This is a genomic window from Dialister pneumosintes (assembly GCF_001717505.1).
Classification (GTDB): domain Bacteria; phylum Bacillota; class Negativicutes; order Veillonellales; family Dialisteraceae; genus Allisonella; species Allisonella pneumosinta.
On sequence record NZ_CP017037.1, the window covers coordinates 172,013 to 184,819 of the forward strand.

General features: G+C 38.3%; 22 protein-coding genes. 19 read left to right on the plus strand and 3 right to left on the minus strand.

The window, feature by feature from the left end:
- The first annotated feature begins 11 nt into the window (after nucleotides 1-11).
- From rplX to rplQ, 18 genes are all read left to right on the plus strand, one after another.
- Nucleotides 12-344 (plus strand): 50S ribosomal protein L24, encoded by a 333-nt coding sequence (gene rplX, locus BCB69_RS00875; protein ID WP_022513903.1) that lies wholly within the window; start codon nucleotides 12-14, stop codon nucleotides 342-344.
- Between the two features lie 19 nt (nucleotides 345-363).
- On the plus strand, nucleotides 364-903 hold the full coding sequence (rplE, locus tag BCB69_RS00880) for a 50S ribosomal protein L5 (RefSeq protein WP_022513904.1): 540 nt from the start codon (nucleotides 364-366) through the stop codon (nucleotides 901-903).
- Nucleotides 904-914: 11 nt separating this feature from the next.
- A complete protein-coding gene (rpsN, locus tag BCB69_RS00885; RefSeq protein WP_022513905.1) occupies nucleotides 915-1,184 on the plus strand; it encodes a 30S ribosomal protein S14 in 270 nt (89 codons plus the stop codon).
- Nucleotides 1,185-1,208: 24 nt separating this feature from the next.
- A complete protein-coding gene (rpsH, locus tag BCB69_RS00890) occupies nucleotides 1,209-1,607 on the plus strand; it encodes a 30S ribosomal protein S8 (protein WP_022513906.1) in 399 nt (132 codons plus the stop codon).
- An 18-nt stretch (nucleotides 1,608-1,625) separates the two neighbouring features.
- A complete protein-coding gene (gene rplF, locus BCB69_RS00895) occupies nucleotides 1,626-2,165 on the plus strand; it encodes a 50S ribosomal protein L6 (protein WP_022513907.1) in 540 nt (179 codons plus the stop codon).
- Between the two features lie 19 nt (nucleotides 2,166-2,184).
- Nucleotides 2,185-2,550, plus strand: a complete 366-nt coding sequence (rplR, locus tag BCB69_RS00900; RefSeq protein ID WP_022513908.1) for a 50S ribosomal protein L18 — start codon at nucleotides 2,185-2,187, stop codon at nucleotides 2,548-2,550.
- 18 nt (nucleotides 2,551-2,568) lie between these two features.
- The gene (gene rpsE, locus BCB69_RS00905; RefSeq protein WP_022513909.1) at nucleotides 2,569-3,069 is read left to right on the plus strand and encodes a 30S ribosomal protein S5; all 501 of its coding nucleotides are present in this window, start codon (nucleotides 2,569-2,571) and stop codon (nucleotides 3,067-3,069) included.
- A 13-nt stretch (nucleotides 3,070-3,082) separates the two neighbouring features.
- Complete coding sequence (rpmD, locus tag BCB69_RS00910; protein ID WP_022513910.1) at nucleotides 3,083-3,262, plus strand: 50S ribosomal protein L30; 180 nt, start codon at nucleotides 3,083-3,085, stop codon at nucleotides 3,260-3,262.
- 19 nt (nucleotides 3,263-3,281) lie between these two features.
- Nucleotides 3,282-3,722, plus strand: coding sequence for a 50S ribosomal protein L15 (rplO, locus tag BCB69_RS00915; RefSeq protein ID WP_022513911.1), 441 nt, complete (start codon nucleotides 3,282-3,284; stop codon nucleotides 3,720-3,722).
- A 1-nt stretch (nucleotide 3,723) separates the two neighbouring features.
- Nucleotides 3,724-4,986: a preprotein translocase subunit SecY gene (gene secY, locus BCB69_RS00920; RefSeq protein ID WP_022513912.1), complete on the plus strand. Its 1,263-nt coding sequence runs from the start codon at nucleotides 3,724-3,726 to the stop codon at nucleotides 4,984-4,986.
- A gap of 12 nt (nucleotides 4,987-4,998) precedes the next feature.
- Nucleotides 4,999-5,652 carry an adenylate kinase gene (locus BCB69_RS00925; protein WP_069176741.1) on the plus strand — a complete coding sequence of 218 codons (654 nt, stop codon included), beginning with the start codon at nucleotides 4,999-5,001 and terminating at the stop codon, nucleotides 5,650-5,652.
- A complete protein-coding gene (gene map, locus BCB69_RS00930; protein WP_069176742.1) occupies nucleotides 5,649-6,401 on the plus strand; it encodes a type I methionyl aminopeptidase in 753 nt (250 codons plus the stop codon). Before BCB69_RS00925 ends, map begins: the two co-directional genes overlap by 4 nt.
- A 66-nt stretch (nucleotides 6,402-6,467) precedes the next feature.
- Nucleotides 6,468-6,686 carry a translation initiation factor IF-1 gene (gene infA / locus BCB69_RS00935; RefSeq protein WP_022513915.1) on the plus strand — a complete coding sequence of 73 codons (219 nt, stop codon included), beginning with the start codon at nucleotides 6,468-6,470 and terminating at the stop codon, nucleotides 6,684-6,686.
- Between the two features lie 16 nt (nucleotides 6,687-6,702).
- A complete protein-coding gene (gene rpmJ / locus BCB69_RS00940) occupies nucleotides 6,703-6,816 on the plus strand; it encodes a 50S ribosomal protein L36 (protein ID WP_008859825.1) in 114 nt (37 codons plus the stop codon).
- Between the two features lie 21 nt (nucleotides 6,817-6,837).
- Nucleotides 6,838-7,215 carry a 30S ribosomal protein S13 gene (rpsM, locus tag BCB69_RS00945; protein WP_069176743.1) on the plus strand — a complete coding sequence of 126 codons (378 nt, stop codon included), beginning with the start codon at nucleotides 6,838-6,840 and terminating at the stop codon, nucleotides 7,213-7,215.
- Between the two features lie 18 nt (nucleotides 7,216-7,233).
- Nucleotides 7,234-7,611: a 30S ribosomal protein S11 gene (rpsK, locus tag BCB69_RS00950; RefSeq protein WP_022513917.1), complete on the plus strand. Its 378-nt coding sequence runs from the start codon at nucleotides 7,234-7,236 to the stop codon at nucleotides 7,609-7,611.
- A gap of 52 nt (nucleotides 7,612-7,663) precedes the next feature.
- The gene (locus tag BCB69_RS00955) at nucleotides 7,664-8,659 is read left to right on the plus strand and encodes a DNA-directed RNA polymerase subunit alpha (protein ID WP_022513918.1); all 996 of its coding nucleotides are present in this window, start codon (nucleotides 7,664-7,666) and stop codon (nucleotides 8,657-8,659) included.
- A gap of 20 nt (nucleotides 8,660-8,679) precedes the next feature.
- A complete protein-coding gene (rplQ, locus tag BCB69_RS00960) occupies nucleotides 8,680-9,018 on the plus strand; it encodes a 50S ribosomal protein L17 (RefSeq protein ID WP_022513919.1) in 339 nt (112 codons plus the stop codon).
- A gap of 434 nt (nucleotides 9,019-9,452) precedes the next feature.
- On the opposite strand, the gene BCB69_RS00965 is transcribed toward rplQ, so the two are convergent.
- From BCB69_RS00965 to BCB69_RS06385, 3 genes are all read right to left on the minus strand, one after another.
- The gene (locus BCB69_RS00965; protein ID WP_069176744.1) at nucleotides 9,453-10,844 is read right to left on the minus strand and encodes an NCS2 family permease; all 1,392 of its coding nucleotides are present in this window, start codon (nucleotides 10,842-10,844) and stop codon (nucleotides 9,453-9,455) included.
- Between the two features lie 95 nt (nucleotides 10,845-10,939).
- Nucleotides 10,940-11,914 (minus strand): AEC family transporter, encoded by a 975-nt coding sequence (locus BCB69_RS00970; RefSeq protein ID WP_069176745.1) that lies wholly within the window; start codon nucleotides 11,912-11,914, stop codon nucleotides 10,940-10,942.
- Between the two features lie 25 nt (nucleotides 11,915-11,939).
- Nucleotides 11,940-12,398 (minus strand): hypothetical protein, encoded by a 459-nt coding sequence (locus BCB69_RS06385; protein WP_147360757.1) that lies wholly within the window; start codon nucleotides 12,396-12,398, stop codon nucleotides 11,940-11,942.
- A 55-nt stretch (nucleotides 12,399-12,453) separates the two neighbouring features.
- Between BCB69_RS06385 and BCB69_RS06390 the strand changes: the two genes are divergently transcribed.
- Nucleotides 12,454-12,633: a hypothetical protein gene (locus BCB69_RS06390; protein WP_147360755.1), complete on the plus strand. Its 180-nt coding sequence runs from the start codon at nucleotides 12,454-12,456 to the stop codon at nucleotides 12,631-12,633.
- Nucleotides 12,634-12,807 lie beyond the last annotated feature (174 nt).

Sequence of the window (12,807 nt, forward strand, 5' to 3'; positions counted from 1 at the left end):
GGAGGTACACGATGAGTCAGAAATTACATGTAAAAACTGGAGATACTGTGGTAGTTATTTCTGGTAAAGATAAAGGCAAGCAGGGAGTAATCAAGGCTTGCGAACCAAAAAAGAGTCGCGTAGTCGTTGAAGGCGTTAATGTTGTTAAAAGACATACTAAGCCAAGCCAGGCTAACCCACAAGGCGGCATTATTGAAAAGGAAGCTCCAATTCATGTATCTAAAGTTATGATTTTGGATCCGGAAAGCAAGAAGCCGACTCGTATTAAGATGGTAAAACAGGCCGATGGCTCTTTTGTTAGAGCTGCTGTTAAGAGTGGCGCTGTTTTAGATAAAGTTAAATAAGCGGGAAGGAGGATAAAAAGTGTCCAGATTACACGATTTGTATAATAAGCAGATCAGAAGTGAACTGCAGGAAAAATTTGCATATAATAATGTAATGGAAATTCCGAAGTTGGAAAAGATTGTTATTAACATCGGCGTAGGCGAAGCAACTGAAAATGCGAAGACTGTTGATGCAGCAGCATCTGACTTGGAAGCTATTGCTGGGCAGAAGCCTATTATTTGTAAGGCTAAGAAGTCTTTGGCATCCTGGAAGATTCGTGAAGGTATGCCGCTAGGCTGCAAGGTCACTCTCAGAGGAGAAAGAATGTACGAATTCCTTGATCGTCTGATTAATATCGCACTTCCCCGCGTCCGCGACTTCCGTGGTATTAGCTCTACAAGCTTTGATGGCAGAGGTAATTATGCTTTTGGTGTTAAAGAACAGCTGCTTTTCCCGGAAATTGATTTTGAAAAAATTGATAGAGTACGCGGAATGGATATCATTGTAGTGACTACGGCTAAGACCGACGAAGAAGCAAGAGAACTCTTGACTAAGTTTGGTATGCCGTTCAAAAAATAACAGGAGGAACTATGGCAAAGAAGTCTATGTTGGAACGTGAGAAAAAGAGAGAACTCGCGGTTCAGAAATACGCAGCTAAGCGTAAGGCCCTTAAAGAAGCCGGCGATTATGAAGCTCTTAGCAAGCTTCCTCGCAATGCATCCCCGACACGTCTTCATAACCGTTGTAAGTTGACAGGTCGTCCACATGGTTATTTACGCAAGTTCGGTGTTTGCCGAAATCAGTTCCGTGAACTGGCTTACCGCGGAGAGATTCCGGGCGTAAGAAAAGCCAGCTGGTAATTTAGGTTTTAGGAGGATATATAAATGATCACAACCGATCCGATTGCGGATATGCTCACACGTATTCGTAATGCGAACGATGCATATCATGCTAAAGTAGATATGCCCGCTTCTAGAATTAAAGCCGCTGTGCTGGAAATCTTGAAGAGTGAAGGTTTTATTAAAGACGTAGAAAAGGTTGAAGAAGATAATCATCAACTTTTACGTGTTACTTTAAAGTATGGTGCTAACCGTGAAAAGGTTATTAAAGGACTTAAGAGAATCTCTAAACCGGGATTAAGAGCTTACGCAGGTAAGGAAGAACTCCCGAAGGTTCTTGGTGGTCTTGGAATCGCTGTTATTTCCACATCTAAAGGGATTATGACAGACAAGGCTGCTCGTAAAGCAGGTCTTGGTGGCGAAGTTCTCGCTTATGTCTGGTAAGCAATTGGAGGTTATAATATGTCAAGAATAGGCAATAAACCGATTGCGGTACCGGCAGGCGTTGAAGTGAAAATTGATGGCCACTTGGTAACCGTAAAGGGTCCAAAGGGTACACTTACTCGTGAATTCCATAAAGATATAAATATTGCTATGGAAAATAATGAACTTGTAATTACCCGTCCAAATGATAGTAATAAGATTCGTGCACTTCATGGTTTGACACGTGCACTGCTTAATAATATGGTGGTTGGTGTACATACCGGGTTTGAAAAGAAGCTTGAAATCAATGGTGTTGGTTATAATGCTAAGATGCAGGGACAAAACTTGCACTTATCACTTGGTTTCTCTCATCCGGTAGTTGTTACTCCACCGGAAGGTGTTACTATTGCGACACCATCTACTATTGAAATTATTGTATCCGGTGTAGATAAACAAAAGGTTGGTCAGACTGCGGCTGAAATTCGTGGCTGGCGTGAACCAGAACCATATAAGGGCAAGGGTATTCGTTATTCCGGGGAACATGTCCGCCGTAAGGCAGGCAAGACCGGCGCAAAGTAAGACAGGAGGCCAATCGTAAATGCGTAAAAATGAAAGAAGAAGCGCAGTGGTTCGTCGCCATCTGCGTCTTCGTAAGAACATCTCCGGTACTGCACAGCGTCCGCGTCTCAATGTTTTCCGCAGCTTAAGTAATATTTACGCTCAGATTATTGATGACGAAGCTAAGGTTACGCTTGTATCTGCAAGTACTTTGGATAAAGAAATTAAAGGCACATTCCCGAATGGTGGTAATGTAGCAGCTGCTGCAGAAGTAGGTAAAGTTGTTGCTAAGAGAGCACTTGAAAAGGGAATTGATACCGTCGTATTCGACCGCGGCGGCCATATTTATCACGGCAGAGTTAAAGCACTTGCTGAAGGTGCTCGTGAAGCCGGCCTGAAATTTTAAGGTAAAGGAGATAAGCAAATGGCAAGATTTGAAAAACAGGAATCCGATTTGCAAGAAAACGTTGTTTTCATCAATAGGGTTGCTAAAACTGTTAAGGGCGGTCGTCGCGCATCCTTTGCTGCTGTCGTCGTTGTAGGCGACGGAAAGGGTAGAGTTGGAGCTGGAATCGGCAAGTCTGCTGAAGTTCCGGATGCTATCCGTAAGGGCGTTGAAGACGCTAAGAAAAATATGATTACTGTTTCTATTAAAAATGGAACAATTCCGCACTCCATTACTGGTGAATATGGTGCAGGTCGTGTATTCATGAAGCCAGCTGCTGAAGGTTGCGGTGTTATTGCTGGCGGTCCAATTCGTTCTGTACTTGCACTTGCAGGCATTCGTGATATTTTAACTAAGTCTTTGGGTTCTAGCAATCCAATCAATATGGTTAGAGCTACTTTAGACGGTCTTGCTAGACTTGAAAATGTAGAACACGTTGCAGCACTTCGTGGCAAGTCTGTTGATGAAATTTATAATTAATAGGAGACTGATCATGAGTAAGGTTACAATTACATTGAAAAAGAGTGTGATCGGCTCCAAACCTGATCAGGTTGCTACTGTAAAGGCTCTTGGACTCAAGAAGACAAACTCTTCTGTTGAACAGGAACTGACACCCCAGATTAAAGGTATGCTTCATAAAGTACGCCATCTGGTAGAAGTTAAAGAAAACTAATACAAGGAGGTGCTACATTATGAAACTGCATGAACTTAAACCGGCAGAAGGCTCTAGAAGACCTAGACGCCGTGTAGGCCGTGGTATCGGTTCTGGGATGGGTAAGACAGCAACTCGCGGTACTAAAGGTCAGTGGTCTAGAACCGGTGGCGGCACACGCCCGGGGTTTGAAGGTGGTCAGATGCCACTGTATCGCAGACTTCCAAAACGCGGATTCAAAAATATTTTTGCTAAGAAATATGCAGAAGTTAATGTTGAACAGCTTAATTGCTTTGATAATGGTGCAGTAGTTGATCCTGCAGCATTGATTGAAGCGGGCATTCTTAAGAATGTTTTAGAAGGTGTTCGCGTACTTGGAAATGGTGAATTGACAAAGTCTTTGACGGTTGTCGCTCAAGGATTTACCAAGTCTGCACAGCAGAAAATCGAAGCAGCAGGTGGAAAAGCTGAGGTGATCTAAAATGGGGAATTTTTTTGCAAATCTTTTTGCTAATAAAGAACTCAAAGATCGCATTGTTTACACCTTTATAATGTTTATTATCTTCCGGTTAGGGGTTCATATCCCTGTACCGGGGGTAAATGCTTCGGTAATTGAAAGTATATTTACATCAGGAAACCTATTTGGGTTTCTTGACTTATTCTCAGGTGGCGCATTAAGTAAATTTTCTATATTTGCGATGAGTATTACCCCATACATTAATGCACAAATTATTATGCAAATGCTTGTGGCGGTAATTCCCGCACTTGAAGAATTGCGTAAAGATGGTCAGGAAGGCTTTAAGAAAATACAAAAGATTACTCGTTATGGAACTATTTTTCTTGGATTTGTCCAAGCATTTGGTATTTCATATGGTCTTCGTGCAAACAATGCACTGGTAGATAATAGCTGGTTGTTTTTATTTGTTGTTTGTATTGTTCTTACTGCTGGAACTTGCTTATTAATGTGGATTGGTGAAAGAATCACTGAACATGGTATTGGCAATGGAATCTCACTGATTATTTTTTGCGGTATAGTTGCTCGCTTTCCTGAAGCGATGCAAACCATTGTTGAATATCTGCAAGTAGGAACAATTACTCCACTGCAAGCTTTGTTGTTTGGATTAATTGCATTGGCTATGATTGCTGTTGTTATTGAAGTTAATGAAGGGCAGCGTCGTATTCCGGTTCAATATGCGAAGAGAGTAATTGGACGTAAAATGTATGGCGGACATAATACCTTTTTACCTTTAAAGGTTAATCAGGCAGGTGTTATTCCTATTATTTTCGCCTCATCTATTTTGATGCTTCCGGTTACATTAGCACAATTTATCCATGTGGAATGGGTTCAAAATGTAGCTAAATTCTTTAGTTGGGGAACATGGGCAAATACCGTACTATATGCAATATTGATTGTAATGTTTACCTATTTTTATACAGCAATTACGGTAAATGTTAAAGATTTGTCAGATAATATGAAAAAGTATGGTGGATTTATTCCGGGAATTAGACCGGGTGAACCGACTATGCGGTATGTAGATAAAGTATTAACAAGAATTACCTTTACAGGTTCTATTTTTCTGGCATTCATAGCGATACTTCCTAATTTTATTGGGAATATTACAAATATCCAAGGCGTATACTTTGGGGGAACGGCGTTACTCATCATTGTAGGCGTTGCATTGGATACAATGCGTCAGGCACAGTCTCTGATGGTGACACGTAACTATCAAGGCTTTATTAAATAAGGAGTTGGGATTATGTATATCTTATTAATGGGACCTCCTGGTGCTGGGAAAGGTACACAGGCGGAACGATTGATCCGTGAATACGGTATCCCTCAGATTTCTACTGGTGATATGTTTAGAGCAGCAGTGAAGTCAGGAACACCTCTTGGTAAAGAAGCCAAAAGTTATATGGATAAGGGGGCATTGGTACCGGACAGTGTTACTGTTGGTATCGTTAAAGAAAGACTTGCTCAGGAAGATTGTAAAGATGGTTGGATTTTGGATGGATTTCCTCGTACAACAGCGCAAGCAGCCTCTTTAGATTCTATTCTTCATGAAATGGGAATTTCTTTAACCGCGGTATTGGGAATTAATGCCAATCGTGAAGATCTCATTAAGAGGGTAAGTGGTAGACTTGTATGTCGCAAGTGTAGTGCTTCCTTCCATAGAGATTTCCGTCCTCCGAAACAGCAGGGAGTTTGTGATAATTGTGGGGGAGAACTTTATCAGCGTGCTGATGATAATGAAAAAACTATTCGGTCCAGATTGGCTGTATATGATGAGCAAACAAAACCGTTGATTGATTATTATAAGATGAGCGGACGTTATGTTGACATTGATGGAGACCAGTCTATGGATGAAGTTTTTTCTGATATTAAAGGTTCTCTTGCAAAGGCGAAAAAATGATTAATATTCGTACGCCTGAAGAAATAGAAAAGATTGCTCGTGCAGGAAAACTTACTGCTGACACTCTTTCTTTTCTTGCTAAAAATATAAAACCGGGGATTAGTACTCTGGAGATAGATAAAATGGCGGAAGAGTACATTAGAAATCATGGTGGTATCCCAAGTGAAAAAGGCTATTATGGTTATCCCGCTTCTATTTGTACATCTGTAAATGAAGTGGTTGTACATGGTATTCCGTCAGCTCGCAAAATCCTAAAGAAAGGTGATATTATTTCCCTTGATCTTGTGGTAGAATTAGATGGTTATATGGGAGATTCTTGTATCACTGTTCCTGTAGGACATTGCAATAAAAAGATGGCTCAACTTTTAAAGGCTACAGAAGACTCTTTATATGCAGGCATAAAACAAGCAGTAGTGGGTAATCACGTTGGTGATATTGGCTACGCTGTAGAATGTGCTATTAAGCCGTATGGATATGGAATCCTTCGAGACTATGTAGGACATGGTATCGGTACGGAAATGCATGAAGATCCAGAAGTACCAAATTATGGAGAACCAGGACATGGACCGCGTTTAGAAGAAGGTATGGTTATTTGCATTGAGCCGATGATTACCATGGGCAGTGAAGAAACTTATACTTTGCGTGATGGATGGAGCGTAGTAACTGTTGATGGATTACCGTCAGCACATATGGAACATACCATTGCTATTACTAAAGACGGCCCACGAATTCTGACTATGCGGTCATAAAGTACGGGGCACTATGAATTACCTTTAATATGTATTTCATAGAAAAAATAGTTAAAGGAGGCTCCCATGAGCAAGGAAGACGTCATTGAAGTGGAAGGTTTGGTTGTTGAAAAATTACCAAATGCAATGTTCCGCGTCAAATTGGAAAATGGTCATATCGTATTGGCGCATATTTCCGGCAAGATGCGTATGAATTTCATTCGTATATTGCCTGGGGACCGGGTGACCCTGGAACTGACCGCCTATGATTTGGACCATGGTAGAATTACTTACCGCTTCAAATAAGTAAGGAGGAAACAAGATGAAGGTCAGACCATCCGTTAAGAAGATGTGTGACAAGTGTAAGATCATCAAACGCAAAGGTCGCGTTATGGTCATTTGTGAAAATCCGAAACATAAGCAGAGACAAGGTTAATAAAAAGGAGGTATTGAGTAGATGGCACGTATAGCTGGTGTAGACTTACCAAGAGATAAGCGCGTTGAGATCGGCTTGACTTATATTTATGGAATAGGCCTTACTCTTTCCAAAGAAATTTTGAGCAAAGCTGGTATTAATCCAGATGTTCGCGTAAAAGATTTAACAGAAGATGATGTTGCTAATATCCGCAATGTATTGGCTGAATATAAGGTCGAAGGTGATCTTCGTAGAGAAGTATCCCTCAACATTAAACGTTTAGTTGAAATTGGTTCTTACAGAGGAAACCGTCATCGTCAAGGTTTGCCAACTCGTGGACAGCGTACAAAGACAAATGCTCGTACACGTAAAGGTCCAAGAAAGACCATTGCAGGCAAGAAGCTTGCTACTAAGAAATAATGTTGAAGGAGGAATAAAATGGCTACAGTAAAAAGAAGAGAAAAGAAGCATGTAGAAACCGGTGCCGCACACATTCGTTCCACATTCAACAATACGATTGTAACGATTACAGATTCTAACGGAAATACCATTTCTTGGGCTTCCGCTGGTGGGCTTGGTTTTAGAGGCTCTCGTAAGAGTACTCCATTTGCAGCTCAGATGACCGCTGAACAAGCAGCTAAGGTTGCAATTGAGCACGGTATGCGTTCCGCTGATGTATTTGTCAAAGGACCGGGCGCAGGTCGTGAAGCTGCAATCCGCGCATTGCAAGCTGCAGGAATTGAAGTTAGCAGTATTAAGGACGTTACCCCGATTCCACATAATGGATGTCGTCCTCCAAAGCGCAGAAGAATTTAATTTTAACTTTTGCGTACATTAGCACATTGTTGTGCGGAAGGAGGACTTTCGGATGATCGAAAACAAAAGCTTCACAATTAAAACTGTTGCTCTTGATGAAGATAAGCGTCATGGCAAGTTTGAATGCGAACCACTCGAACGAGGATATGGTATTACGCTAGGCAACAGCCTTAGACGTGTGTTGCTTTCATCTTTAAGCGGTGTGGCTATCACATCTATTAAAATTGATGGCGTACTTCATGAATTTTCTGCCATAAATGGTGTTAGAGAAGACGTGACTGACATCATTCTTAACCTTAAGAAAATTCGTTTTATTGCACATGATGAAGCAGAATTTCCTATTAAGTGTAGAATTGATGTTACTGAGGAAGGCATTTTGCGTGCTGGCGACGTACCGTTGCCGTCTGAAATCGATGTACTGAATAAAGATCTAGCTATTTGCACCCTTGATACAGATAGTCATCTCGGAATGGAAATTACTATTGATCAGGGACGTGGCTATGTACCCTTTACAAAGAATAAGAGAGAAGACGACGTCATTGGAGTCATTCCGATTGATTCCATCTATTCTCCAGTTATTAAGTGTAACTATGAAGTGAGCGATACCCGTGTCGGAAACGAGATGGATTATGATAAGCTAACTCTCGAAGTATTGACAGATGGTTCTATTACAGCTCCTGATGCGGTAGCTGTAGCAGCTACTATTTTAATCAAGAGCTTTAAGAATTTTCAGTCTTTAGTTACAAAACCAATTTCTTTAGAAGCCACAGAAGATGTTGCTTCTGTAGAAGTTGTGGAACATAAAGAAGCTGAAGAAGAAAATAAGGTAGATCTTACCAGTATTCTTATTGAAGATCTTGAACTTTCTGTTCGTGCTTTCAATTGCTTAAAGAGAGCTGAAATCAATACTCTCGAAGAGTTAACAGCAAAATCGGAAGATGAATTAACCCGTGTACGCAATCTCGGAAAAAAATCTGTAGATGAAATAAAAGAAAAGCTTTCTAATTTTAGAGGACTTGACCTTCATCTCAGAAATTCAAAAGATTGATCATTATTTAGGAGGAAGACATGGCTCATAGCAAATTAAGAAGAACAAGCGGACCACGTAAAGCCGTTCTCCGCAGCCTGGTCACCGCTCTTTTCCAATATGGTCGTATTCAGACTACCGAAGCTAAGGCGAAAGAACTTCGCAAGACAGCTGATAAGATGATTTCTCTTGCTAAAAGAGGAGATCTTCATGCTCGTCGTCAAGCTGAAGGTTTTATTATGGACAAGGCAGTTACTAAGAAATTGTTCGATGAAATTGCACAAAAGTATACCGAACGTAATGGCGGTTATACTCGTATCATGAAGTTGGGACTTCGTCAAGGAGACTCCGCTCCAGTAGCTATCATTGAATTGGTATAAGATAAAAAGTACTACGTTTGTGCGTAGTACTTTTTTCATGTTGCTTTTAAATGTTGTGTATAATGAAAAATCTTTTTTAATGAGGTTAGAAGAGAATTTTCTAAAGAATAAATTAAGAACTATATCCGCTAAAACTTGATGCTTATAAATGGGGTTATAGATGCCAGATTTATAATATTTTACAGACAAACATTACAATGATTGTCTGTAAAAATATAGTTTTATTTATAAAAAAGTTTTTGTATCAGGTATTCTCTTTCCAAAGAGGAGAATTCTATTATTACTTTAACTTATCTATGATAATATGATAAAAAGGAGTATTGTAATATAGAAAATGATATATTTAGATTTCATTTTAAATAGAATTAAGTAATTATAGAGATTAAAACTTCAATAAAAAAGGACGCTTATAAAGCGTCCTTTTTTATTGAAGTTTAGCCTATAAAGAAATATTTAGCGATAAATACAATAGCTAATATGATAAGAAGTGGACTGATTTTTTTCTTTTCTCCTGATAGAGCATTTAATACTACATAAGAAATAATTCCCATAGAAATACCCTCAGATATACTATAGAAGAATGGCATTGCAATAATGGTGATATAAGCAGGAATTGCTTCTGTAAGTTCTCCAAAGTTCGTAGTTGCTACTGATGTAAACATAAGGAATCCTACAATAATAAGCGCAGGAGCTGTAGCAAAGGCGGGGATTGCTAAGAAAATAGGAGAGAAGAAAATAGAAACTAAGAAAAGAAAGGCTACTGTTACCGCTGTAAGACCGGTTCTTCCACCTTCACCTACACCCGCAGCACTTTCTACATAAGTAGTAGTAGTACTTACACCTAAAAGTGAGCCAAATATAGTAGCAATAGCATCTGATAATAAAGCTGGTTTGATACGAGGAAGTTTTCCCTCTTTATCAAGCATATTTGCTTTTTGAGATACGCCCACAAGAGTTCCTAATGTATCAAAGATATCAACAAATAAGAATGCAAAGAGTACAGCAAAAAAATCAAAAGAAATAACTTGTGAAAAGTCTAATTTCATAAAGACAGGCTCTATACTTTGTGGAAGCAAAGAAGCTAATCCATTAAATTGTGGGAATGTGCTGAATGCACCTACCGATGGATCTGGAATATATAATCCGGTTGCTTCTGCTATCATACCTAAAATCCAAGAAGCCAGAATGCCCCAAAGAATATTTCCTCTTACTTTTTTTATCATGAAGAATGCAGTAATGAAAATTCCTAATATAGCAATGAGTACAGGGGTTCCGGTTGTATAGAAAGAACCGGATAAAGCTGCACTTTTAAATGAGAATAACGCGACTTTAGTTGCTTCATTAGATACAACAATATGTGCACTTCCCAGTCCGATAAAACAAATAAATAAGCCAATTCCGGCAGATACTGCTTTTTTTAGATTCATAGGAATTGCATTAAAGATTGCTTCACGTAAATTAGTGAGCGTTAGCAAAATGAAAATTACACCCTCAAAAAATACGGCAGATAAAGCAGTTTCCCAACTATACCCCATAGACATGACAACAGTATAGGCAAAAAAGGCATTCAGTCCCATACCCGGAGCTAATGCAAATGGATAATTAGCTAATAAAGCCATTAATAAAGTGCCTATAAAAGACGCTAGACATGTGGCGGTTAATACCGCACCTTTATCCATTCCGATAGCGCCCATGATCATGGGGTTGACGGCAAGAATATATGCCATTGTCATAAATGTGGTAGCGCCCGCCAGTATTTCTGTTTTAATGGTGGTACCATTTTCTTTTAGATGAAATACACGGTCGAGGAAAGAAGTGTTGTTCATTAGATCCTCCTTGGTTCATAAATAAAATTAATCATTTTTATTATAAGTGGTTTTGTTTGATGGAACAATAGACAATATAATTTTATTTTTATAACTTATATAGGGAAAAGTATTCTTGCCATATAAATTACGATGGTCATCGTTAAAATAGATGCAAAAGTACTCATAATTACAATTTCTGTAGCAAAGTCAATATAATTTCGGAACTCAATAGCATAGAGTACTGAGTTGGCTGGAGAAGGAACGGATGACATAATCATGAGTACTTGACAGACGATAGGAGAGAATCCGGTGCCAAAAGTATTCCAAATTGTTAATAATCCCCATACGATAAGCGGTGCACCTAAAAGGCGTAGAGAAGTAGCGGCCCACGCATCTATATCTTGTACTTTGAATTGACTATGGTGTATTTGGATTCCTAACGCCATCATTACAATGGCTACTAGTGCTTGTGCACTATATTTGAAAAGAGGCCATATAAATAAGTCTGATAAATTTATTTGCAATATTTTTATTGTAAAAACAGAAACTAGAACGTAGATAACCGGCATATGTAGAATAACTTTAATAGCATCATAGGGGGTTAACTTTCCTTTTCCTGCTTGATATAAGCCTAGTGTATTTAAAAATATATTCATTTGTATTAATAACATAGTACCTGCACTTAATGTGGGTATGAGATAAGGCGTTTCGCCATTGACTATAAAAGGGTCATTTGAGAACACTAAAGCAACTAGTGCAATTCCGATGTTTCCGGTGTTTGAAAACATCGTTGCATTTTTAAAAGCTTCTATTTTGCCGAGCGGAAATTTGCGTAGTTTTCCGTAGAGAATACCAATTATACTTAAGAAAAACATTTCTATGCAAGCAAAAAAGAAGACATTTATCATCGTTATATTAATAGAAGCAGAATATACACTATAAAATATAAAGCTTGGAAGGACAACAAAAAAAGTTAATTTATTTAATGTTTTTACATCGAGAGTAAATATAATATCAAGAATATATCCAATAGCAATAAAAACAATTAGGGGTAAAATGTTATTACTGATAATTTGTAAAAAAGCCATAAAATCTCCAGTATGAAAAGAGTAATCAAGATAAGGATAAAGGGAAAAGTTTCATCGCCCAGTGTATTGCTAATGGACATAAAAATAGGTATACGGCTAACTCAGCTAATAATAATTGCGAGTTTTCATTACTGGAAGAAGATAAACTTTTATCCCACTTAGACATGGATTGTGTTGCAGGAATAGATACAGCAATAAATAAAATTTGCGATTCCAATGCAGAAAGAAAATGAGTGTTTCGAATGCATAAATAGGCAATGCTTAACATCAGAACAAAGCGCAATATAGGAAAAAGGATCTCGTAGTAAGAGATAGTTTTTTTGGGTAATCTATGAATCCATACTCCGGCAGTAATTCCTATTAACACAATAAAAACTCCATCATAATGGAGCAATACAGGCCATAAAAATGTATGTGTAATGGGAATAGAGAAGTAATGGAGTATAAAAGCAAATAATGCTGCATATAAAACAGGCGTTGCCATAATCTTTTTTATGACTAAAAAGATGGATTTTGTATGAATAAATGTATTTATAGATATGCGTATTAATGTAACAGCAATAAGCATTAAAATAGCAATAGATAAAGCTGTTTGTGAACAATTGGGAATACTAGTGTTTATTGTTATGTATGGGGCATGTGTAAATACAAAAAATATAAATACAATGCCTAACGCTTCCATATCAGAAGCTAGAAATGAAGAAATTGAAATTTCATAAGAAGGAAATGCTTTTTTTATAAAATACCCTAATAAGCTTGTAATAAATAAAATGAATATGAATAGAAATGTACTTCTTATCTCCTTTATAGGAGTGTATCGGTATAAACATAAAAAAGTAAATAAAGGGATGGCAACATATGAAGAAATAATATTATAAGTGCGTATATCTAAA